This window comes from Nostoc sp. CmiVER01 (assembly GCF_034531135.2).
Classification (GTDB): Bacteria; Cyanobacteriota; Cyanobacteriia; order Cyanobacteriales; family Nostocaceae; genus Nostoc.
The window spans coordinates 1-23,406 of sequence record NZ_JAVRBU020000023.1 but is presented as its reverse complement, the minus strand read 5'-3'; the positions used below and the strand labels follow the sequence as shown (position 1 = coordinate 23,406).

At 41.7% G+C, this 23,406-nt stretch carries 14 protein-coding genes; all 14 read right to left on the bottom strand.

Annotated features, from left to right (window positions below; translation table 11 throughout):
• Position 1: 1 nt before the first annotated feature.
• On the bottom strand, positions 2-760 hold the full coding sequence (locus RMZ43_RS31015; protein WP_322652429.1) for a MinD/ParA family ATP-binding protein: 759 nt from the start codon (positions 758-760) through the stop codon (positions 2-4).
• 517 nt (positions 761-1,277) lie between these two features.
• Entirely contained in the window at positions 1,278-3,395 is a 2,118-nt protein-coding gene (glgX, locus tag RMZ43_RS31010) for a glycogen debranching protein GlgX (RefSeq protein WP_322652428.1), read from the bottom strand.
• A 366-nt stretch (positions 3,396-3,761) separates the two neighbouring features.
• Positions 3,762-4,175: an STAS domain-containing protein gene (locus tag RMZ43_RS31005; RefSeq protein WP_322652427.1), complete on the bottom strand. Its 414-nt coding sequence runs from the start codon at positions 4,173-4,175 to the stop codon at positions 3,762-3,764.
• Positions 4,176-4,325: 150 nt separating this feature from the next.
• Positions 4,326-6,149, bottom strand: a complete 1,824-nt coding sequence (locus RMZ43_RS31000) for an AGE family epimerase/isomerase (protein ID WP_322652426.1) — start codon at positions 6,147-6,149, stop codon at positions 4,326-4,328.
• A gap of 108 nt (positions 6,150-6,257) precedes the next feature.
• Entirely contained in the window at positions 6,258-6,890 is a 633-nt protein-coding gene (locus RMZ43_RS30995; RefSeq protein WP_322649065.1) for a DJ-1/PfpI family protein, read from the bottom strand.
• 104 nt (positions 6,891-6,994) lie between these two features.
• Positions 6,995-8,422, bottom strand: coding sequence for an MFS transporter (locus tag RMZ43_RS30990; RefSeq protein ID WP_322652425.1), 1,428 nt, complete (start codon positions 8,420-8,422; stop codon positions 6,995-6,997).
• 117 nt (positions 8,423-8,539) lie between these two features.
• Complete coding sequence (locus RMZ43_RS30985; protein ID WP_322652424.1) at positions 8,540-8,857, bottom strand: antibiotic biosynthesis monooxygenase family protein; 318 nt, start codon at positions 8,855-8,857, stop codon at positions 8,540-8,542.
• A 116-nt stretch (positions 8,858-8,973) separates the two neighbouring features.
• Complete coding sequence (locus RMZ43_RS30980; RefSeq protein ID WP_322652423.1) at positions 8,974-11,769, bottom strand: CHRD domain-containing protein; 2,796 nt, start codon at positions 11,767-11,769, stop codon at positions 8,974-8,976.
• A gap of 368 nt (positions 11,770-12,137) precedes the next feature.
• A complete protein-coding gene (locus RMZ43_RS30975; protein WP_416212411.1) occupies positions 12,138-15,401 on the bottom strand; it encodes a nuclear transport factor 2 family protein in 3,264 nt (1,087 codons plus the stop codon).
• A gap of 18 nt (positions 15,402-15,419) precedes the next feature.
• Entirely contained in the window at positions 15,420-16,961 is a 1,542-nt protein-coding gene (locus RMZ43_RS30970) for an EthD domain-containing protein (RefSeq protein ID WP_322652421.1), read from the bottom strand.
• Positions 16,962-17,008: 47 nt separating this feature from the next.
• On the bottom strand, positions 17,009-17,377 hold the full coding sequence (locus RMZ43_RS30965) for a carboxymuconolactone decarboxylase family protein (RefSeq protein ID WP_322652420.1): 369 nt from the start codon (positions 17,375-17,377) through the stop codon (positions 17,009-17,011).
• 561 nt (positions 17,378-17,938) lie between these two features.
• Complete coding sequence (locus RMZ43_RS30960) at positions 17,939-18,763, bottom strand: response regulator (protein WP_416212410.1); 825 nt, start codon at positions 18,761-18,763, stop codon at positions 17,939-17,941.
• Entirely contained in the window at positions 18,756-21,227 is a 2,472-nt protein-coding gene (locus RMZ43_RS30955) for a hybrid sensor histidine kinase/response regulator (protein ID WP_322652419.1), read from the bottom strand. Before RMZ43_RS30955 ends, RMZ43_RS30960 begins: the two co-directional genes overlap by 8 nt.
• 212 nt (positions 21,228-21,439) lie before the next feature.
• Positions 21,440-22,921 (bottom strand): ABC transporter substrate-binding protein, encoded by a 1,482-nt coding sequence (locus RMZ43_RS30950; RefSeq protein WP_322652418.1) that lies wholly within the window; start codon positions 22,919-22,921, stop codon positions 21,440-21,442.
• Between the last annotated feature and the right edge of the window lie 485 nt (positions 22,922-23,406).

Here is a 23,406-nt window from a genome sequence, read left to right as displayed (position 1 = left end):
TCTACTGAATTTGTTTAGCGATCGCTTCCACAATCTGACTGAAGGGATGACTGGGGTAGCGTAAGCAAAAGATATCTCTACTGGCTAGGTGAACTACTTCTTCTGATAGAGGCAAAATGCCCGCTACTGAAGCGTTGTAACTTATTTCTACCTGTCGTCGTAAAGTATCAAAATCTAAATTTGGCAGTGCTTTATTCACAACCATTAGCATCTGGGGCACTTCTAATTGACGGGCGACATCCACAGTTACAGCCGTACCCTGGAAATCTTGATGATCTGGACGCAAAATGATAATCAAAGCATCGGAAATGGTAATCGAGAGTAAAGTCTCTTCATTGAGTCCAGGGTGAGTATCAATAAATAGATATTCTAAATTTAGTCTCTCGATCAGTTCTTGAAAGCCGTCATGTAGCAAGCCTACGTCATATCCCTCACGTAAAATTCTGGTAATTTCACCCAGATTGAGAGAAGAAGGGATAAGGTAAATAGCGCTGTTTTTCTTAGCTACTTCTTTCAAAGCAAAAGTAACATCGTAGGCTGTATCCTCAACATCACAGCGCCCCCATAAATAATCATTAAGGGAAAGCTCCATCATTTCCTCATCGAAACCGAAAAGGACATGAATCCCTGGAGATTGGATGTCAGTATCAACGATACCAACCCGATGCCCATAACGAGCAACAGTAGCAGCCAAATTAGCAGTTATATTTGATTTACCAGTGCCCCCCCGAAATGAGTGGACAGATATAATTTTAGGCATGATATTGTGTTCGGTGAAAGATTTATCATTAAAACCGCAGGGGAGCATACTTCGACTGCGCTCAGTACAAGGGGGGCAGGGAGCAGGGGGAAAGAAGTTTTCCTAGTTTTTGCATAGATGGGGAATTATAACTAATTAGGCGGACATGATATGACACATCTTATACCATATACCGTTTGGGATTTTACGGGACTTACGCATAATTATAGAAAAACGTAGATGTAGAGCGGTGAAGCAGCGCGGTCTTCTCCCAAAGGGAGAGGCTAGCACCTGCCGTAGGATGCCCGAAGGGCTGTAGGGGGTTTCCCCCATGAGCGACTGCTGTTAGCGAAGCGTTAGCGACGTTAGGAGCGTCACCCGAAGGGCTTGCCGGAGAGTATGCAGAGAAACCAGCGCGTTACGGTGGGTCTATTCGTAGTGGCATCCCCATGTTGTAGCGATTGACACAAGGTAGAGCAGTAAGAGTTTGGGAGGTATTTTACCTCAGTCCTGATATCTCTAGAACTTGCGAATTGTATTATTTACCCACTAATATGACCACCGATCTACCTCCGATAAACAATCCGTGCTGGTTTTGCAGTAATGGTTCCGTCCCTGGTGCCCAACTTTCCTCTGGAGGAGCAGCACCAGTGTTAACACAAACATGCCACTGCATTTCCTGGGGAAGTTCTGGTATCTCAAACCAATGACTTTCCCAATGCATATTCATCGCCACATATATGTAATTGTCAGTTACCGTCCCCTCTTTAGCGTGTTGACCACAAAGCATAAAAGCCACGATGCGACTTTCGTTAGACCAGTCAGCGTTCCATGCTTGAGTTCCATGCCAAGTAATATCGCTATAGCCACTGCCGACATAATCCACATTGCGAAAGTGGTATTTATTTCTCAGCACAGGATGGGCGTTACGAAGAGCAATACAGTCTTTAAAAAACTTAAACAAATCTGCATGAGATTCCAATAATCTCCAATCCAGCCAGTTGAGTTCGTTATCGTGGCAATAAGTATTATTATTCCCGTATTGTGTGCGTCCTACCTCATCCCCCATGAGGATCATTGGCACTCCTTGGCTAACCATCAACATAGCCACAGCATTTTTTATCTGTCGTCGGCGCAAGGCGTTGATATCTGGATTGTCAGTCTGACCTTCCCAGCCACAATTCCAGCTTTCATTATCATTAGTACCATCGTTGTTATTTTCACCATTGGCTTCATTGTGTTTGCCATTGTATGAAACCAAATCCATCAGCGTAAAACCATCATGGCAGGTAATGAAATTAATCGAAGCTGTCGGGCCACGGTCAGCCCAAGCATAGAGATCCGGTGAACCTTGTAGTCGCTGTGCCATGTCTCCCGCCATCCCTGGTTCACCTTTAAGGAATTTACGAATAGTGTCACGGTACTTACCATTCCACTCTAACCAACGCCCAAATGCTGGAAAAGACCCGACTTGGTAAAGACCGCCTGCATCCCAAGCTTCAGCAATGAGTTTGCAGTTAGCGAGAATTGGGTCAAACGCAAGACTTTCTAAAAGTGGTGGGTTAGAGAGTGGTGCGCCCCAAGGGTCACGTCCCAGAATTGCAGCCAAATCGAAGCGGAAGCCATCAATGTGATACTCAGCAGCCCAATAGCGTAGACAGTCGAGCACCATATTGCGAACAATTGGATTATTACAGTTGAGGGTGTTACCAGTGCCACTAAAGTTAAAGTAGTAACCTTCTGGGGTCAGCATATAGTAGGTTTTGTTGTCGATTCCGCGAAAGGAAATCGTCGGCCCATAATCGTTACCTTCTGCTGTATGGTTGAAAACAACATCTAGAATTACTTCAATGTCATTTTGATGCAGAGTTTTAATCAACGTTTTGAGTTCATCAACTTGCATCCCATATTTGCCTGTAGCTGCATAACCAGCTTTCGGCGCAAAAAAGCCGACAGTACTGTAACCCCAGTAATTTAGTAGTACTTCCCCTGTTTGGGGGTTAGGGCGGCTGTTTTCAAATTCATCAAATTCATAGATGGGCATCAGCTCAATACAGTTGACACCTAGCTCCTTAAGATAGGGGATTTTGTCACGGATGGCAGCAAATGTCCCTGGATGCTTCACTCCGGCGGAGGGATGCTGAGTAAAACTGCGGACGTGCATCTCATAGATAATCAAATCCTCAGTAGGAATTTGTAGTGGACGCTCACCTTCCCAGTCAAAGTCATCAAATGCTAAACGCGATCGATGCTGATATATATTATCCCAGTCGGGTTTTTCTCCCCAAATATCTCTGCCACCGATGATTTTGGCGTATGGGTCTAGAAGAATTTTGCTGGTGTCAAACCAGTGTCCTTGTTTGGGGTCGAAAGGCCCGTCCATGCGGTAGCCGTATTCGAGGTTTTCGTAATCCAAGTCAAATACGGTCATGCTGAAGACATTACCAATGCGAAACTCTTCTGGAAACGGAATTTCCGCCATTGGTTCAAGGGCGTGCTTTTTGAACAGTACTAAGGTACAGGATTTGGCATGACGGGAAAAGATAGAAAAGTTAACGCCTCCTGGTACTAAGGTTGCTCCAAAAGGAATTGGACTACCGGGACGTAGCTTAAAGTTTTCGTAACTATGGGTGGGATGGATATCAATTCTCTGCATTTATAGCTCCTATTGGGCTAGTACAAAAAAGCTGAAGTATGCAGTATGAAATAAATAAACCAGCACTGTAAGTCTTTTGAAGTTTTGTGATAGGTTATTTATTTGTACCGTAATTTTATCAAACAGAATTCAGAAGTCAGGAGCCAGAATTCAGTATGAATTCTGAACGAAAAAGCGGATGAATAAACGGGTCTAAAACCCCCTCCAAATCGGAGATTTAGAGGTCTTCAATCAGTCGCGGGTCTGAATCCCCGACTGATTAATTCTGACTGCTAAATTCTGACTTCTGAATTCTTCTTCAAAGGGAGTTCGTAGTAATCACCTTAGTGCTTGAGGAAGGGCTAAACCCAGATTTCTCACAAGCTATTACGTGTCTTTGACCTGAACTTTGTTATTGAAAGTTTCTAAGGCTTCATCAAGGGTGTTGCGAGTCTGAAAAAAGTCGAGAAATCCAGTCATGGACATTGTGTCCTGAATTTCTTCGGAAAGTCCTACCAAAATAATCTGTCCGCCTTTAGCAGATAATTGCCGGTACAGCGACAGCAGCATCCTTAAGCCAGCACTGGACATATAAGGCACATTAGTCATTTCCAGAATCATTCTGGTTTCAGGTTGAGCTAGTGGTAAAATTCGCTCTTGAGCTAGGGGAGCTGTATTGGTGTCTATATCGCCAACTATTTCTACCACTGTTATTGGTGCGAGTGTATTCGAATCAGCCTGGTCTTGATCGACAGCCGTGTTTAACAACGTTACTGGCAGCAATTCGATGTTAATTGTCATAGTGTATTAATCTCAAATTTCAATAAACACAATAGTTTTATGCAGTGTCCACCAACTAAAATCTGATACCTGCGGGGCATCTTAACTTTTAAAGTAGCGATCGCACTCTTGGACTCTTATTTATGCGATCGCCTAGTTCTTTTGATTTCACTAATTCGGGACAATTCGGACTTTAATTTTTATTTGTTCTTGGGTATCGGGGAGCTTTACTGTTAATGCATTTGCATCAAAATCACTATACTCTTGCTCATTTGCCCATACTTGACCAATCCGCACGCTTCCAGGTGGCAAAATATCTGGTTGTACCCGCAGGATGTTGTCTTTAAATGCTCCCGGCTGTGGCTTAAAGTAAAGGTCGATTGGTTGCTTAGTAATTAGTAGGTTGGTGTAAACTACCGATAAATAGCTCAATTCGGTTGAGTGATAACCGCTCATTGAGTGGCTACCTTTAAATCGCTCATTACCCATCAAATAGGGCAAACCGTTGGCCAAAACGTTGAAGTAAACACCGCCGTCATCATGATCGAGGAAGAAAGCATTATAGAATGCTGACGCTTCGCGGGCGTGACGTAAGTATTCCGGCTCTTGAGTTATGCCGTGCAGAATCAAGTAGGCTAAAATTACTTGCTCTTGCTGCCACCAAGCTTTCCGGTCGTGCCAGACGAAGCGGTATTGTTCATCGCCTTCGCCCAGTATTCGCTCTACCACATCATACCAGCCTCCGCGCTGGCGATCGCTACCCGCATTTGGCATCAGTGCAGCAATTTTTTTTGCCAAATCTGCATATTCAGCTTTGGGTTTGAGGCTTTGCATCCGCATCAGATTCCAGGCTATTTTGAGGTTGTGGCCGACTACAGCGCGGTTTTGCTGCCATCCATAGGTGGTATCGTGGCTCCAATCTTCGTAAAACCTTTCTTGGACAAATGGGCTATTTTCGTAATCTGGGAAGTATTTAGCGATTGTGTCAAAAGTGTATTCCAGCATATCGGCGTATTTTTGTTCGCCAGTTGCTAGCCACAAATTGATTAGATAAGCTGGTGCGTGATCTCCTACTGAGTTCCAGTTTTTGCGGGCGCGATTTGCACCAAGGGATTCTGCACGCGGGTCTAAAGTTAAGGGGTCGATGTGAGAGAAATAACCAACGCCATCTTTATCTAAGAAAAAGCGATCAAACAAATCGATAGTCATCTCTGCATCTTTAAGAATGCGGCGATCGCCAGTTATGCGGTAAGTTTGGATGGGGCCAGCCAGAGCATAAATTTGTTCATAGGCTGGGATGGCATCATAATCATCGCCAAATTCAGACGTTAGTAGTTTTTGCTCTCGGTTGCCTGTAACTTGAATACCATGATACCAGTAAATTAAATCTTCATCTGGATCGTAAAATCTCATGTGCTGGCGCAGATACTCAGTACCTTTTTCTGCACCTTCTAGAAATCGGTCTTCTCCAGTTAATAGGTAAGCTGAGGCGAAACCATAAACTAAGCGAGAAATCGTATCAGTTTCTTGTAAGAAATCATCACGCTTTTTACTACCAGCTAAGTTGAGATAAGTGCGATATTCCTTATAATCAATCGGCTGTTCCGGGTAGCCAAACTGCCATTTTAGATAAGAATCAGCAATTGAACGTATTTGTTTGACCCACCAATCTGGTTCTTCATGACGATATTTACTGGGTGCATCTCCCGGAAAAACAAGATATTTAACGTCAAATTTATAATCTTGTCCACAAGGATAGAAAACACCATAAGCAAACACATGCTGACCGGGAGTGAGCATTTCACCAAACCGAGCAGTACAGTCGAGATAAGGTTCGTCTAAGTTTTGGCTAATCCGACCATAGGCGCTAGGGGTGAGGTATGCTTGGTATTCTCGTCCATCTGATGTTTTGATACCAAATGATTTTTCGCTGCGGTTAAAGTGGGTGACATAACCAGCGATCATGTCTGAAAATGAAAAACTCATGTGATCCATAGGATTATCTCCAAGATTGGGAATTGGGAATTAGGTACTGGCGATTGGGTATTCAAACCTCAAGCAAATATTGAAATAATTTCTTTCCTAGTAATCAATCACTAACCTTCAAGCATTTGCTCCGACTTTTACCTTTTGTTGCTGCTCTTCAATTTCTTGTAGAAAAACTTCCATAAATTGGTCTACAACTCCTGGATGTTTTCCTGTTATCAAATTGCCATCAATGACTAAATCGGCGGTGGCATCACCTTCATAAATAACTTCACCACCTGCATTTTCTACATCACAAATAATATTGTGAGCGCAGGTAACTTGGCGACCTTGAATCAAATCTTTATCAGCACATAAAAGCCACAAAGAATGACAGATTGTACCAATTTTTACACCATCTGTATTCATTGCTTTTCTAAGAAAAACTACCGCCGGAGCTTGATTTTTCTGACCTTTCTTTACAGAAACTTGATATCTCAGCCGATCCATAGCATAAGCGCCGATACAAATAATTCCTTTGTAGTCAGATGGATCTATATCGTTAACTTCTGTGGTTACAACTACATGATCTTCAACTTCACCGTTATCGGGATTTGAACCGAATGTTAATTGTGGATTGCCCCACAAATGAGAAATGTATTCTACTTCATAGCCTTGTTGAGGAAAGTACTCATTGAATTTGCGAAACTCAGTTTGGTCGAAATGTTCTTCAATAAGTACACCAATTTTTCCTTTCAAATCAGTAGTCATAGCTAGCTCACTTCTTAATTATTTGTATGTATTGAATGCCAATTTGTTGATAAATGCAGACTGGAGATTTGTTCTGTTTCTTGTCAGCGAAATCTGAGGAGGCGCTAATTAAGACGGGAGTGTTTGGTTCGTTGTTGGATAACTAAAAACGCGGCGATCGCACCCAGTGCCACTAAACCAGCACCGAGGTAGAAAGCAGACTGAAAGCCTTGAGTCAACGCGCTTGCCAATACTGCTGGTGATTCACCTTGCGCCGCAATAATTCCTTTAGTGTGAGCGCTAGCAACTGCTACTAGCAACGCCAGAACTATCGCAGCACCTACCTGCTGACTAGTAGCCAGCAACCCGGAGGCTAGTCCGGCATCTTCAGCTTTGACCGACATGAAAGCAGCAATAGTTAACGGCACAAAGGAGAGACCAGCACTAGCACCGACAATGAGCGAAGCTGGTAGCACATGGATTAAATAACTGCCACCGACAGCAACTTGGGCGAAGAGTACCAGACCAAGGGACATTAAAAGCATCCCGGCTGTCAAAACAGGTTTGACACCGAACCGATTCACCAGCACCGAGGCAAAACCAGAGGAAGCACCACCAGCTAATGCAAAAGGTAAGAAGGCGAGTCCTGAGTCGAGTGCCGACAAGCCTAACACCTGCTGGAGATAGAGTGAGATAAAGAACAAGGTACATAACGGCCCAGTGCCGTGAACCAAAGTGACAAGGTTAGCTCCAGTAAGATTACGCAAACGAAAGATTCGTAACGGCACTAGTGGCGCAGGCGATCGCAGCTCAATCAGAATGAAGCCAGCGAAAAGTAACACACACAGCCAGAGTAATCCGAGTGTCCGCGCCAAGTGCCCTTCAGCGTTCACGATTGTGAAAACAAGCAGAATTAACCCTGTTGTACTACAGAAAGCGCCTGCTAAATCGAATTGCCGAGAATCTTTTTTCGTGACAGTCTCATTCAAAAATATTGGAGCTAACAGAGCTGCTGCACCAGCGATCGGTACATTGACAAATAGCACCCATTCCCAACCCAGCATCCCAGTCAGTATTCCACCCAAAAGTACGCCAGCTGCGCCACCTGATGCACCCGTAGCCCCCCAAACTCCTAAAGCATGGTTGCGTTCCGAGCCTTCAGTAAAGGTCATGGTAAGAATTGATAACGCCGTTGGAGAGCTAAGGGCAGCGCCTAAACCTTGAAGACTACGTGCTGTAATCAGCATAGCTCCAGAAGTCGCAAGACCGCCCATTAGTGAGGCTAAAGAAAATAAAGTCAGTCCAACGATGAAAACGCGACGATGACCGAGTAAGTCTCCTGCACGACCACCGAGTAGGAGAAAGCCGCCAAAGGCAAGTGTGTAGGCGTTAATCACCCATTGGAGGTTCTGTTGTGAAAAATCGAACGCTGACTGCATTGAGGGCAGAGCAACATTAATAATTGATACATCAAGTACGAACATAAACTGTGTCGCACACAGCAGGATCAGCGCCAGCCAACGCCGGGAATCTGTTGCAGTCTTAGTGACCATAAAATTTCTTGTATCATTAGTGAAGAGTTAGGGGAGTACTGGGTAAGGAAACAAAGATTATGAGCAAGTGTTTCTCGTACATCCCTGTACCCTTACACCTTTGAAAAAATGCGATCGCTATGGTTGTGTTGTAAAGACAACTTCGTACAAGTGAAAATCGTGAGGGAATTCCACAGCTTTCTCTACAGGAGCCATAAATTCTTGGCTTTTCAGAGCCGTTTCTAATGCTTCCTTGCTGCTCCACTGGGCGTAGTTTATAACTCGTGTGCCATCCAAGCTTTTGTGGATATTCACAGATATTAAACCCTCTTGCTTTTTAGCTTTTTCGATGTTACTTACTAGGTGATCTACTAAAAACTGCTGCTCTTGAGGATTTTCAACTGTGAAGACGTTGATCACGGTAAGTAGATTAGTTTCTTCGCTGATGGTAGTCATTTTTGCTCTTAATTCCGAGTTAATACTAAACTGAGTAAAAAGATGCGTTATTTCGTTGTGTCTGAGGATCAGTATTATTGGTTCTTAATTCGAGAACTGGGAAAAAGCCATTCCCTCTAACTGAAAACAAAATCCGCAGCTGAAAGTTGGTTGAACAAAACGCCAGTCACGTTTGCCAGGGATATCTCACCATCAATCCCGCTAGGTTGAGCAATAATACTTGTACTGCGAATATCGCCAAAGACAGGCAGTAGTTTCAAGTCATTAAACGAAGAGACACCGCTAATTCCCTGAATGTAAATCTTGTCAATCCCTTGTTCAAAATCTGCGATCGCATTTTTGGTATCGCTTAACGGTAGTAGACCGAAATCAATTTGTTGCCTAGTGTCAGCAACTGCATCAGGTAATCTACCATTAGCAATCCAAAACTGATCGGCTCCAGCATCACCATAGAGGAGATTGCCACCACCTTTGGAGATAATCAGGGTATCGTCTCCGTCACCACCAACAAGTTGATCGTTGCTGCCGGCGATGAGAATATCATTTCCTTCGCCACCATCAAGAAGGTTATAACCTTTACCACTAGAGGCATCAAGCAAGTCATTTCCTTCCTCGCCAAATACGCGGTCTTCCTCAGTCGCATAGAGTTCATCATTGCCTTCACCTGCATAAATCCGAAAACCGGGTTTCGGCCCTGGAACTTGAAAAGAGCCAGTTATTGAAGCCTCACCTTTAAGGGGATCGCTTGGATTTGTACTGAGTTTGCCAGTTTCGGAGAAGTTCAGCGTGCCAGTAGCACCTTTAAATTTGCCCTCTCCGCCAGTGAGAGTGTAAGTACCAAAAGATGTGGATGTGAGTTTCTCAAAATCGACCATACCGTTAGCGTTATCAGTGGCAAACAACTTATCGTCGTTGCTTCCTTGCAGCACTATCGAGCCAGTCGGTAAACCCTGTAAGCCAAATTTTGTTGGATCTGTGTTGAAGTTGAATTTGCCAGTAGCAAAGTCAGTCTGTCCGTAGACCAATCCAGTGAGTTTGTCCAAACCATAAGGAGCGTTAGTACTTTGCCATGACGGTGTTACCTGTACAAGGTTTGAGGCAATGGCCTTAAAGTTATTTTTCGTCTCGTAGTCGGCGTGAAAATTGTAAGTTGTTTGTGTGTTCTGGAGATCACTCTTATTTGGTCGATAAAAATCATCTCCATCACTTAAGAAGACAAGCTGTTTAGGCGAGATATTAGTTTGAGGTTTTAAAGGCGACACTACAGGTACTGGTTCAAGTTCTGCTGGTGTAATTGAGACTGCCAACGACTCGACTTTTCCAGTACCAAAGTTACCGAAGGAGTACTCATTTCCTGGTGCCACATAGACAAAAGTATCTGGCTGTGCCAACCTAACTTCATTATTGATTTTGAAAGATAATTCTCCCTCTCTAACATAAAATACCTCAGAGTTCTCGCTTTTAATAGGTGTAGGAAAATCATTGGTGGAACGAGCAATTTGACCCCGAATATCACCTTTTTTATTTCCTTCAGTATCTATCTCGAAATAGAATTCGCTCTCTTGTCCTGGCAAACCACTATTTTTGACGAAATCACTCAGGGTAGTGGGAATTTCCTTCTCTGTGAGATTCCAGACACCACTAATGGTGGCAGACTTATCAGGATTCAAAGTGATACTTAACTCCGTTTCATCTTGATGAACCGGGTCTAAAATACTAAATACGTCTGAACCATTGCTGCCGCGTTTACCTGAATAAATATGAATCCCAATGACATCATCTAGCTCACTACCAAGAGTTTGGGGAGTTTTATCTGCTACTAATTCCCCAAAATCCAAACCTGTAACTGTCAATTTATATTCAAGCTCTCCTGCCTGATTTAATTGGACATTAGCAGTGCCAGTTGCTAGCGATTTTGTAGGCTCTACCACCTGATTCCTATTTAAATAGGAGCTAGCAAAGGTATTAGTTGTTTTGGGTGCAAGGGAAAATTGGTTATATGAAGGATGATTACCTAAATAGTCTGCTGATTCTGCAAAACTAGTCAAAGAAGTGTACTCAACTCCAAACGGCCCAGAAATTTTTGGTCGCTCGCTTGCAGTCCAAATACTAAACCCATCAATACCAGCCACTTGAGCTTTTAGCTTTTCCTCCAGCCCCGCAGGCGCGTCATCTGGAAGCACCAAAACATACTTGGGAGTGCCTTCACGCGGTGTATACCCAGGAAACGCTATACCTTTAGGAAAGGATTCGCCACGATAACCAGTTCGCTGCCCAAATTCGATAAATGCAGGGTTAATTCCAGGAGGTGGAGCAGGAATTGGGTCATTTCTATCTTTGACTGGCTCACCCGCAAATCCAAATAAGAAATCTAGCCCCCCAGGAGTTGTGAGTGAAAGAATTCTCGCTCCTTTATTTGTTCCTGATTTAGCCTCTGTAGAGTCAGGGTTGGAAAATCCATGAGGTCTCAATCTTGGGCCAAATATCAAGGTTCCAGCAGGTACTGCATCCAAAACAAAGAATTTGTCGCTTCCTGGAACCCCAGCTTCATCACCTAAAAAGAAATTAACACTTCCTTCTTCGACAAAAAAAGCCTCATGTTCGTAATTATGGATGTGTGGTGGTGGCCCACCTCCTGGCGGAACAAAGAAATCAAATGCATTGAAAGCAAAATTAGTTTCTTGTGATGTTGCTAAAAGCGTGTATAAATCACCGGAAGTATAAAGTGCTGGACGTTCATTTAATGGAGCATCTTGGGGAACAAATAAGTAGTTATCGACAACTCCAAGTGTATTAAGGGATTGAATACCATTTGAAGTTTGATGCTCGGACGAGTGAGCATGATCTGGCTGGTCTGAATGATTTGGTTCGTTGGGAGAATGGATTGGTATAGAACCGATTGGATGTGTCATATAAGTTTATTGCTTTTAGTTAACTTGTATTCAAGAATTTGTAGTGGAATTTTTGGCTGTTCGATTATCGAGATACACCGGACAATTTTTGGTTGAAGGGGAAAGGAATGTGGGTATATTCGCTATTGCTATGTAGCAATCCTATTTGAGTTGTGAAAAGTATTTTCTTAATAATAGGACTTACGCAAACTCTACGATTCTTGGCGTTCTTGGCGTCTTCTCTGCGAGACGCGAAGCGCGATGGCGGTTCGATAAGTTAAGCTTTTAAGCAATTTTTGCGTAAGTCCTAAATAAACTGCAATGGGCGCAAAGAGTAAAAGAAAGAGAAGATTTCACAAATAAATTAGGACTGCTACATTAGATAATTTTTAAATCTGCACACCTGTTGCAGATGCATCTGGATAAACTCGCCATTCGTAAATCTTATCGCTATCAAAACGATAGATATCTACGCAAGGAACTTGAACGAATCGCTTGTCTTGTTTATGGATATAATTAGCATCCATTTCTAAAATAATGGTGTTGCCAATCTCCCAAATTCCTCGTGTATTGTGGGTTGTTAGTTTGAGAGTTTTATAGATATGACTTAATAAATCTCGACAGGCTTCTGGCCCGATTACAGGGTCATTTGCACCGATTTTATAAAGTAAATTGGGGGTAAAGAATGACATAAATTGATCCCAATTTTCGGCGTGTAAAGCCTCATACATTTTTTCCAGCGTTTTCGTCAATGAACCACCAGATGTAGCAGCTTTTGGCTGTGCTTCATTGTTATCAAAGACGAATACCGGATCGATATTCATATAAATCCGCAGTTCTTGGACTTTATCGCCTTTAAAAACAATTGTGTCGCAGCAAGGAAGTGTAAACACTTTACCATCATGGCGAATGTAGGTGACATCCATTTCACAAACAACTGTGTTTCCTACTTCCCACATATTTTTAATATGGTGGTAAACTTTGGCAACCGTTTCTAGAAAACTAACAGAAGAGTCTCTAATACCTTGTGGCCCATAAGCAATGGGGAAGTTGCTGAATTGATAGTGGGCATCTTCGGTGTAGAACTTAACGAATTTTTCTACATTCATCGATTCACCAGCTTGAAACATCCGGCGGACAATTTCAGATTTCGTACCAACAAATGCCTGTGAATGTGCAAGTACCATTGTTTTTTGCTCCTGATTATTTTTACTTTCAATAATATGTTTTAGATGTTGAGCAGCTTGAGCGATCGCTTCTGGTTGAGCAGCTTTAATAAACCATTGGGCTTCTAGTTGTGCGAGGGCTTTGTCACTAGTAGGCTGCAAATTTATTGTGTAAGTTAGAATTGGCAAAGACCCAGAATTACCATTGGAAGGTAGCGTCACTTGGTTACTCAATTCACCAGTGAAAAGTGGATGATCCACCACAGTGAATGTGACTTTTCCAGCTTGCTTGTCTACGATGACTCTTTCTTTCATCTGCATTCCCGGCGTTCTAATTTTGCGGAGAATGCCATTGTCATATATCTCTAAAATCTTCAGTTCTTCAACTACATGGGGAATATATGGTTGGGGGTTTTGTATTTTGTCCATCAAAACATCCCAAACAGTTTCTAAAGGAGCATCAACGGAAACACTGTATGTAGCGTAAAGCCCCTGAGCGTTTGATTTTGGTTTCTGAGAATTTAAAAACCAGTAATTTGTCCCATTAGCTTGGTTATATTCTGCCTCTGCTCTAGTAAAGTTTTCTTTGGCTTTACGAGTAACTTGGTTGAATTCTAACTGTTCCCCATTTGGCCCTTTGCAGTAGAATAGTGCCCATCCTTCAAAATCGCCAGTAAAGTCTGTCTTGGCAAATTGAGGGGCAAGTTTTTTCATTTCTTCTGCCGAGTTAGCCCGAATAATACGGTTAACAACTACCTCAGTCAGCCCTCGTCTTTGACATTCCTCTTCTAATTCTTTCGCAAAGGCATCAATATCTACATCATCTTTCACATAGAACGAAAGGTGTGGTGCATTGGTGTAACCAACAGAGGAAGGTATTTTTTCAAAAGCATTCGGTGCAGCAAGTGTTAACTTAGCATCTCGGAAATGAATGATTTCAACTACTGTATTGCCAAAAGAAATGAATCTGACATCTAAAGACATGTCTGAACCATCTCTAATGTTGGCAACTCCTAGAGACTTTGGATTGATCCCTTTTTCAATGGCCTCAACCTCCTCTTTTTGAAACATCAAATTGTGCAATGCTTCGCCGTAAAATCCATTTCCACCAATAGCAACTTTACCTCCCAATACTTCAAGGTAAAATTCTAAAGATTTTGGCATGTCATAAACTGTGATGCCAAAATGTTGTACACCTTGCAGGTAATGACCTAATCCAGACTTACCATTCTGTTTATTCTGCTTGCCGTTCATTAGAGAAACTACGTCCTCCTTAAGTTGATTTGTCGCACCTACTTTCATAATTAAATCCGCAACATTAGAACTACATTGACCTGCTAGAGTCATCTTGCTGTCATAAACAAAGGTGTAAGCAGTTCGCTCTGGAAATGGTAAAAGCCGTTGTATGTAATTAGCTTGGTCTTTAACAGCAGCAATATATTCTTTAGAAGCAAAGAATGTTTCCATTTCTAGAGGATTGGCAAAAGCAATTTCAAAGGCAGCTTGATACTGCTTTTCTGGGGCTTCATAATGAGATACTCCAGGTGCATCTGGGCGAGAAGTATCTACTTCCTCCAACAAATGCAGTCGGAATTTTAGAACAGAATCACTTTGGATAACAGCTGGTGCAAAGCTGTCTGTCATATATCTGCGAAAAGCTTCCACGCTCACAGCATCAGATTTTTTCACCATGACATGGAACTTAATTACACCTAATTCTCCGTTGGGATCTCCTGAAGGAATACTATCAATATAGGTTTTAGAATTGCCAGAATTAGTTATGTAACCAATTGCTTTGCTGAATATGTTGTGTTCGTCATCCATGAGAATGGCGGCAGATTTGAACCATATATCGCGTTCTGCTTCTGTCTCAAAAGTTAATTCGGCAATTGCAGTAAACTGTTCTTCTTCAGTACAGGTGTAATCTACCTCAGCAACTTCCGGCCAAATGCCACCTTCATTTTTAGCTAGGTGAAACTGCCAGTATTGATGCTGTCCGGGAAGGCGGGCACAGAGAGGGCCATGTACGTTTCTCCAGTAGTCATCGAAAAGTTCTTGGGAAATGCCTTTGCGTTTCCATAACAAAAGATAGAGGGCTAACTTGCCTTTTTGGTCGCGGATTGAGTAATCGACTCTTCTCATTGCTGTTGTCATTAGCTTTTTCCTTGTTTCAAAAATCTTATTAAGGATGCCGAAGCAGCCTACGACTTTATTGAATCCTGCGTAAACGCACATGAACAAAAGAATGTCTGCAATCTCTTGGTCAATAGCTCCCTGTTTGAGAGCTATATTTATATGTTTTGTAAAAGGATTACCGGAAGCTTGATGATTTTGGTTGACAATATCAACTGCGATCGCAATCAGTGCTTTAGTCTTTTGGTCAATTAATGGCAGACCCCATATTTCACGAGCTACACGAGTAACAAAGTAACCATTCGGGTTAATACTTTTTACATTTGCAGTTCCAACTTTTGCAAATTTTTGTATACCCGCTTGTCTATCATCCTAAGCTGTAGCGATCAGTTTCAATAATCCACTGGGAGCAAAAACGTCGCGGTAGAAAGTCAATTGCTCAGTTTTGAGGTAACATCCGCCTCTGTGACCACGGCGAATCCAAGTAACATTTCCCTTAGCAAGTGTTTCGTTGGTTTCATCATCTATACACTTCCATTCAAAGAAGGTAACTTCACCATGAAACATGACGATTGGCCAACACATTGTTACGCCTGGTTGAGCAATTAATGCCCACCAATGTTGTTCGCGCTCTTTTTGCTGTGCTAACCCTTGATAGGGCCCATCCTGGCAAAAATAAACCAAATCTTCACGATATTCACCAGTTAAAATATCGCCTCGTCCCTGCCTTAATGCCTCACAATGGGTTGGCCACCATTCTTTGTTCTCTTGTTCAATCTGCTCAACAGTATAACTAGGACTGATCAGTGGCAATATCCTTTCTTTCATTCCAACAAACTTTTCGGCATCTTCAATCAGTTTTTTCGCTACATAAGCAGTTACAAGCCCCGGACGAGAATAATCTGCTGCCAAATCTTTATAGTAATTAGTACGTTTATTAATGAATGTGCTTGCAGCGTTTTGGGAACCATTGCTTAAACCATTCGAGTTAGATATAAGTTTTTGTTCGAGCATAAGACAAACTACGTCCTCCTTTAGTTGATTGGTTGCGCCGATATTTGCGATCAGTTCTGCAACTGTAGAACTCCGTTGACCCGCCAGCGTCATCTTGCCCTCGTAAACAAAAGTGTAAGCAGTTCGTTCTGGAAATGGTAAAATGCGCTGAACGTACTGAATCTGGTCTTTAACAGCAGTAGCATATTCTTTAGAGGCAAAGAATGTTTCCATTTCCAGAGGATTGGCAAAGGCAATTTCAAAGGCAGCTTGATACTGCTTGTATGGAGATTCATAATGAGATACCCCAGCTGCATCTGGGCGGGAATTATCTACTTCCTCAAATAAATTCAGCCGGAACTTGAGGACAGAATCACTTTGGATAACAGCTGGTGCAAAGCTATCTGTCATATATCTGCGGAAAGCTTCCACGCTTACAGCGTCAGATTTCTTCACCATAACGTGGAACTTAATCAGATTCAGTTTGCCGTTGGGATCTCCTGAGGGAATGCTATCAATATAGGTTTTAGAATTCTCAGGGCTAGAGTTATAACCGATCGCTTTGCTAAATATATTGTGCTCGTCATCCATGAGAATGGCAGCAGATTTAAACCAGATATTACGTTCTGCTTCTGACTCAAAGGTTAATTCGGCAATGCCATTAAACTGATCTTCTTCAGGACAAACATACTCAATACCTTTAATAGTTGGCCATAAACCACCTTCATTTTGAGACAGATGGAACTGCCAATATTGGTGCTGACTTGGTAATCGCGCGCAGACTGGGCCATGAACATCTCTCCAATAGTCATCGAAAAGTTCTAGGGAAATTCCTCTCCGTTTCCACAAAAGCACATAAAAGGCTACTTTACCTTTTTGATCGCGGATTGCATAATCGGCTTTTCTAGTTGTTAACATCATTGCTGCTCTCCTTTGTCCACATTTTCTGTCTTAATTGAGGCGAAATATTAAGTTTGGGAACTAAGAATCTCATTGAGACTACCAAAACAACCAGCAACCTTATTGAAACCCCCGTAAACGCACATAAATAAAAGGAGTTCTTCTATCTCTGCAACAGTGGCTCCTTGCTTGAGAGCCATTTGTACATGTGCCCCGAACGGACTACCTGGGCCTACTTGATTTTGATTGACAACATCTACTGCGATTGTAATTAAAGCTTTTGTTTTTTGGTCGATTAAAGGTAGACCCCACGCTTCACCTGCTACACGGGTGCAAAAATCACCAAATTTAGCGTTGATACTTTTTAAACCCTCTTGAACGTCTTGATCGTCCAAAACTGCATTGTTATATTCCATTTCATTCTTGGTTAGATTCATACTTGTTGTAAATCCTTACTGTAGATTTGCATTTGCAAAAGCAACTCTTTAAAGAGTTATTGTTCTCATCAACTATTAAAAAAATCTTTTTTTGTAGTCCATCTCATAAAGATATGACTTCTATCCTTATTTAAATTTTGTTTGGGGTTGATGTAACCCTGCATTTAATTTAAGATAATCACCCAGTTTTCTAAGCATGAAAAAGTCTTAGGTAGTAAGGAGTTTTTCAAAAAAGTGTAGTTAAATTTATGTAAAATAGGTCAGTAAACGTCTGAAAAGGTCATGTTAACCTTTTCGGCAAGATGATTGATTTCATCCTTGCATACCTTTCACGCCAATTTTGCGTTTTTGTCCCTGAATGCCTGAAAACGCCTATTTATCGTAGACTAAAGTTGCGATCGCCCAATACGGTTCAGTTAGGAAATTTATTCGTTGAGACAGGCAGGAGGAGCAGAGGAGGAGAAAAAAGTTTATCTAAACCATATTGTGCGATCGCCTATTCAATCTAAATTCCTAAAACCCAATCACTCAGCTTTGGCGATCTTAACCCTGTTAGCGAGTTTAAATATTGCGGACACTCACACAATGATATTCTTGACCGTCGAACTCTAGGTAATTGATGGTTATTTCCACGCTTATTTCTCGACCATCTTGAGTAAGGTGAGTAGATTCAAAAGTGAAAGAGTTTTTATGTCTAAATTCTTGCCATTTTGACTGCCAAGTAACTGCTGGGAAATTTGGATCAATATCATGAACAGTCATATTTAGCATCTGTTCGCGGGTATAGCCCAGAGTACGATAAGCTGCTTCATTCACATATACCAACTGGGCATCAGAATTCACAAAATAGATAGGATATTTAAACTTGTCTAAATAAAACTGGCTTAGTCGCAGTGCTGACTCTGCTTTTTGGCGAGCTTTTTGGGAAGCTTCGCTAAGGATAATTTGCTGTTGCAGACGTACATTTTGCTCCGTGAGTTGCGTTTGCAGCCTGCGGATAGTCAGGTTATTCTCAACACGAGCAAAAACCTCTTCTTCACTAAAGGGTTTGGTGATGTAATCCACTCCTCCAACGGCAAAGGCTTTAACTTTATCGAGTACTTCATCCAAAGCACTGATAAAAATCACCGGGATGTCGCGGGTTTTCTCTGAAGCTTTCAGATGTTGACAGACTTCATAGCCATTCATATCTGGCATCATGATGTCGAGCAAAATTAAATCGGGTGGGGCAGCTTGCGCTGTTTTTAAAGCTGTTTGCCCGTTAATTACTCTGCGAATTTCATACCCCAACTGAGTTAACATGGCAGATAAAAGTCGCAGATTGTCTGGAGTATCATCAACAAGTAGAATATTTGCTTTGGGTGGCTGAACCTGATTTTTATCCATTTTGTTCTGGTTGTGTTAAATCAATGACTTTATCAATGCGAAAGTTATTGACCCAATCAGTTAGGGCATTAGCCAGAGGTGCAAATTCTTCAGGAATTTGCTCAATCAGGCTGAAAATCAACTTTTCATCTGTACGTAGTGCCGCTTGGTGTAACTGTGCTATCCACTCAGAGGGCATTTTAGCCAACTCTTTTTCTAATGAGAAAAGCTCAAGGTCAGAACTTTCTGCTAATTGGACTTGTTTAAGTGCTTCTTGTTCATAGACATAACGTACCCCTAAATATTTCGCCATTTTTTTCAAAATTACTTCTTCTTGGAAGGGCTTACGCACGAAATCGTTACAGCCTGTAGATAAAACCACAGTTCGTTCCTCATCAAAGGCACTAGCAGTCAGAGCAATGATCACAGTAGCCTGACCTTTTAAATGAGCCTTGATCTGTTTGGTGGCTTCATACCCATCCATCACTGGCATCCGCATATCCATCCAAATTAAATGCGGTTCCCAGGTTTCCCAGATGCTTACTCCTTGTTTACCATTTTCAGCTTCACGCACCTCGAAGCCAAGCGATGCAAGCATTTTGACTAGGAGTTGGCGATTCTCCCATTTATCCTCTACTACTAAGATTCGGTATTTCGGTTGATTAGCCTCTAGACCAATTACTCGCTGATATAACTGTCGAGTTTGAACTTCAGTTATTTCTGCTGGACTAATTTTGATTTCAAAAGCAAAAATTGTTCCTTGACCTAAAGTACTCCTAACAGTAATGTTACCACCCATGAGGCGCACAAATTGCTGGCTAATAGTTAAACCCAGACCTGTCCCTTGTTGAGATTTGCGACCAGCTTCTGTTTGAACAAATGGTTTAAACAAATTGTCTAGCTCGACTGGTGCAATGCCAAGACCAGTATCTTCTATTTCAAAATGAAGGTGACTGAAGATTGATAATTGAGGATTAGAAGTTTCCAAATTTTCAGTTTTCTCTCTCACGCGCAAACTAACACCACCGAATTGAGTAAATTTGATAGCGTTACCAAGAAGGTTAATTAAGACTTGACGCAATTTGCTTTCGTCTGTATGCACAAATTGGGGAACTTTGGGACTACGCTCAAATATCAGTTGTAATCCCTTGGATTCTGCTTTTATTTGCAGCATCTCTTGGAGCGAGTCAAGCAAAGAATACAAATCAAAACTATTTTCATTCAATGTTGTTCGACCTGCCTCAATTTTGGACATTGACAACACATCATTGATCAAGGTCAGCAAATGCTCGCCACTGCGACTTATAATTTCTAGATGTTCCAAATGGGAAGGATTGATAGAGCGATCGCGCGTTATGAGTTGGGTAAAGCCAAGGATGCTATTGAGTGGAGTGCGAAGTTCGTGGCTCATGTTTGCCAGGAATTCGCTTTTGGTACGGTTGGCAGTTTCGGCTTCTTGGGCTTTCATCTCCAATTGGTAGCTGTAATTTTCTAACTGTTCACGAGAGATTTTTAACTGTCGCGTCAGCCAAGAAACTCCGATCAATAGTCCTCCTACAGACACCAACCCTACTAATACAATAGTCGCTGCCAGTTGACGAGCAGGGGCAAAGGCTTCTTCTTGATGCATTTCTACCAGTAAAGACAAATCTTGATCATTGAGCCAGCGATACATTCCAATAACTGGCACTCCAGCATAGTTGCGATAAAGCCCAAAGCCTCTGACTCCACTCATTGCCTCATCAATCCCTTGACTGCTAATTCCTTCAGGAAAGTCTTGCGTGTTGACTTGCGGTTTGGAAATAAAGGTGTTTTTAGTTATTAAGGAGCCAACTAAATAAGTTTCGCCGCTTTTACCCAAACCTGTGCGTTCCCGAACGATATTATCAATTCGGTCTAGGTTCAGATGAGCTAAAATCACACCTTGTCTTACCCCTGCGGTGTTACGCAAAGATGTTGCCAAGGTAACTGATGGTTTACCAGTCAACGGTGAAACGTAGAAATTTGGGTTAAAAGCATCTCCTGGTTCAACCTGCTCAATATAAGTAATGTTGCCTAAAATTTCATACTGACCTTCACGCTTTTTGTCAGTGCATAGAATAATTCGATTACTGCGATCGAGAATGAAAATTTCTTTGAGATTAGGTTTAAGTCTGACGACTCTAATTAAATATTTAGAGACAACAGTGTAAGCAGCTTGATAATTTGCGTTACTTTTTTCACTAGTTAGGAGTATCTTAAGATGCGCTTGTACGTCTGTAGATTGAGTTGCAAGTAGAAAATCTCGCTGTTGGTCTTCAAACCACCGAGTTATTTCTTCCTCCTTAAGTGTTGCAGTTACATTGAGTCGATCAAAGGCGGCTTGCTTTAAAGCCTCCCTCGCTTTGATAAAGGCAACTCCTCCAACCACAGCAACGCTTACCAGCGACAAGAGCAAGAATGAACTGGCAACTTTAGTGGTCAGGTGCTGATTCCAGAACTTCATAAGTTATGGTCACTTTGCGACTCGAAGAAAAATAATCGAGAAAAAACACGAGAAGTTTTCAGGTTTGAAATCCAACAGACATTTAGCAAAAGTTAACGCTGCTAATGTTGATATAAAATTTATTACCTTTTTATCTATCATTTATGCAAGAAATATATTTTTGATGTTAACAACAAATAAGTTTATATAATTAAACTTACCTTTTCTCTGACTTAATTCCATTGAGCAAAAATTTGCTTGATTCGGTTAATTGCCTCATCTGCTGATTGCTCTGGGGTGATATGATCTACAAGTATTCGTTGGAGAGCTTTGCCCCAAACATTTTCCTCTAAAACTATGCAGTAGGCAGGGTTTTGGGCACTGTAATATGAGCGCGTTTGGCGCGTGATTAATGTCTTTGCCACAACCGAAATGTGCGGGTCGCTTGGGTCTGTCCAAAAAGGATCTTTCCAGACAGACTTAAGTACTGGGAAATTACGACCTCCAGTAGCTTTAAGGTAACTTCCCATTACCTCTGGTTGGATTAAATAACCTAGAAAACTCTTGGCTATTTTCTGGTTTTTAGACTTAGCAAACAGAACTGCTTCTTTATAGAGGACTAAGTAGCGCATAGGTTTGCCATTAGGTTTATTAGGAAATTCTAGAGTCCCAAGTTTGTTAAGGTAGGTATCACGATCTTGACGCACAGCAATAGGAATCGCTAGGGTCGTATTGGGTGTCATAACCACAGCACGGTTTAACAAGTTGCGATTATTGTCTGGATTTAACCAATTTAGCGCATCTGGGGGTACGTACCCCTGTTGATAAAATTTTGCATACCACTCTAAGCCCTTAATAATACCTTGACGCACTTTAGGGTCATCAATGAGGAGTTGACCTTTGGAGTCTAGAAGTTGGACATCGTATGCTTCTAAAATCTCCTCAAACATATAGTAAGTGTCAGAAGCTCCAATGGAGTAAGTAAAACCCAACCCGTAAATATTCTGTTGCAGTTGTTTTTGCTTTGCTTGCAAGTCATCTTGCACTTGCTTCCAAAACTCCCAAAATTTATCCCAATCTTTGGGGATATCGCTTTCACTCCGACCTACTTGCTTTAATAAGTCTCGCCAGTAGAAAATTTGAATTGTCCCTTGATGAAGGGGGACTGCATAGTAACTCCGTTTTTTAGCGACATTATTGTAATAGTGAACATCTTCTAGTGTTGTCTCAGGATAAGAACTTTTGACTGGTTCAATTACATCAGAGACATCTACTAATTGGTCTGTCCAGGCAAGTCGTGGATTCAACTCTGTTTTTGCATTGTAACCAACCAAGATATCAGGCGGATTGCCAGCTTTTATTGCCCTTTTCGTTTTCTTTGGTAGCTCATCGTTGGTAAAAAAAGAAAGCTTGATTTTTTTGCCAGTTTGTTTTTCCCAGTTACTAACGATTTGTTGTAGCGCTTCATCTTCTTCTACAGTAAAGCCTTTATCCCACCATACTTTCAAGACTTTACTTTCAGAAGAGGACTCGACAACAGAGGATTGGTCAGATTTTGAGGTGTTAGTACAGCCAAAATTTATCAAGCTGAGTATCAATGCCATGAATACATAGCAATGGCTAGCTCCTATTGGCACTACGGTGAAAGTTAGTTTAGCTTTCTGGTGATTCTTAAAGCCTTTAGCAATTTGACTGGCTTTGGTTCTAAATAACATACTCGTAGAACTTACCTTTTACCTGAGTAGATATAGCCAATTTAATACTTTTTGTAGACTCTCTTATTAAAAAAACGCGTTGCATAAATACGGGATGATTTAATTCAATACGGGCATTTCCCAATACTTCAAATAATTAAGTAATATTCGAATTGAATATTTCAGCATATCTACTGAGTTTGAATAACACAATTTTACGGTTCTTGTCAGCTTTTGACGATGATGAAAAGTTACGCGCTTTAAGGCGGGAGGCAGAAGGGTTTTGAGATTTTGCCTGTCGTCGTAGAACTTGTGACAAAGATCCAGATCCGACTTGAAGACTTTTCTTGTGATGTAGAGATTCTGTAAACCTTATACCACAAGGCTTTCTGTCATTTTATTTTTTCTTCCTTCTGCCCTCTGCATAAACTAGTGGTTTGTCTCATAAGTTCTGCTGGGTTAGAATTGAAACAGAGAGTTGAGCGATCGCAGATCAGAAGAGTATG

Excerpts from the sequence above, each read along its gene's own strand:
- RMZ43_RS31015 (WP_322652429.1), bottom strand. The coding sequence starts at position 760 with ATGCCTAAAATTATATCTGTCCACTCATTTCGGGGGGGCACTGGTAAA.
- glgX (WP_322652428.1), bottom strand. The coding sequence starts at position 3,395 with ATGCAGAGAATTGATATCCATCCCACCCATAGTTACGAAAACTTTAAG.
- RMZ43_RS31005 (WP_322652427.1), bottom strand. The coding sequence starts at position 4,175 with ATGACAATTAACATCGAATTGCTGCCAGTAACGTTGTTAAACACGGCT.
- RMZ43_RS31000 (WP_322652426.1), bottom strand. The coding sequence starts at position 6,149 with ATGGATCACATGAGTTTTTCATTTTCAGACATGATCGCTGGTTATGTC.
- RMZ43_RS30995 (WP_322649065.1), bottom strand. The coding sequence starts at position 6,890 with ATGACTACTGATTTGAAAGGAAAAATTGGTGTACTTATTGAAGAACAT.
- RMZ43_RS30990 (WP_322652425.1), bottom strand. The coding sequence starts at position 8,422 with ATGGTCACTAAGACTGCAACAGATTCCCGGCGTTGGCTGGCGCTGATC.
- RMZ43_RS30985 (WP_322652424.1), bottom strand. The coding sequence starts at position 8,857 with ATGACTACCATCAGCGAAGAAACTAATCTACTTACCGTGATCAACGTC.
- RMZ43_RS30980 (WP_322652423.1), bottom strand. The coding sequence starts at position 11,769 with ATGACACATCCAATCGGTTCTATACCAATCCATTCTCCCAACGAACCA.
- RMZ43_RS30970 (WP_322652421.1), bottom strand. The coding sequence starts at position 16,961 with ATGATGTTAACAACTAGAAAAGCCGATTATGCAATCCGCGATCAAAAA.
- RMZ43_RS30965 (WP_322652420.1), bottom strand. The coding sequence starts at position 17,377 with ATGAATCTAACCAAGAATGAAATGGAATATAACAATGCAGTTTTGGAC.
- RMZ43_RS30960 (WP_416212410.1), bottom strand. The coding sequence starts at position 18,763 with ATGGATAAAAATCAGGTTCAGCCACCCAAAGCAAATATTCTACTTGTT.
- RMZ43_RS30955 (WP_322652419.1), bottom strand. The coding sequence starts at position 21,227 with ATGAAGTTCTGGAATCAGCACCTGACCACTAAAGTTGCCAGTTCATTC.
- RMZ43_RS30950 (WP_322652418.1), bottom strand. The coding sequence starts at position 22,921 with ATGTTATTTAGAACCAAAGCCAGTCAAATTGCTAAAGGCTTTAAGAAT.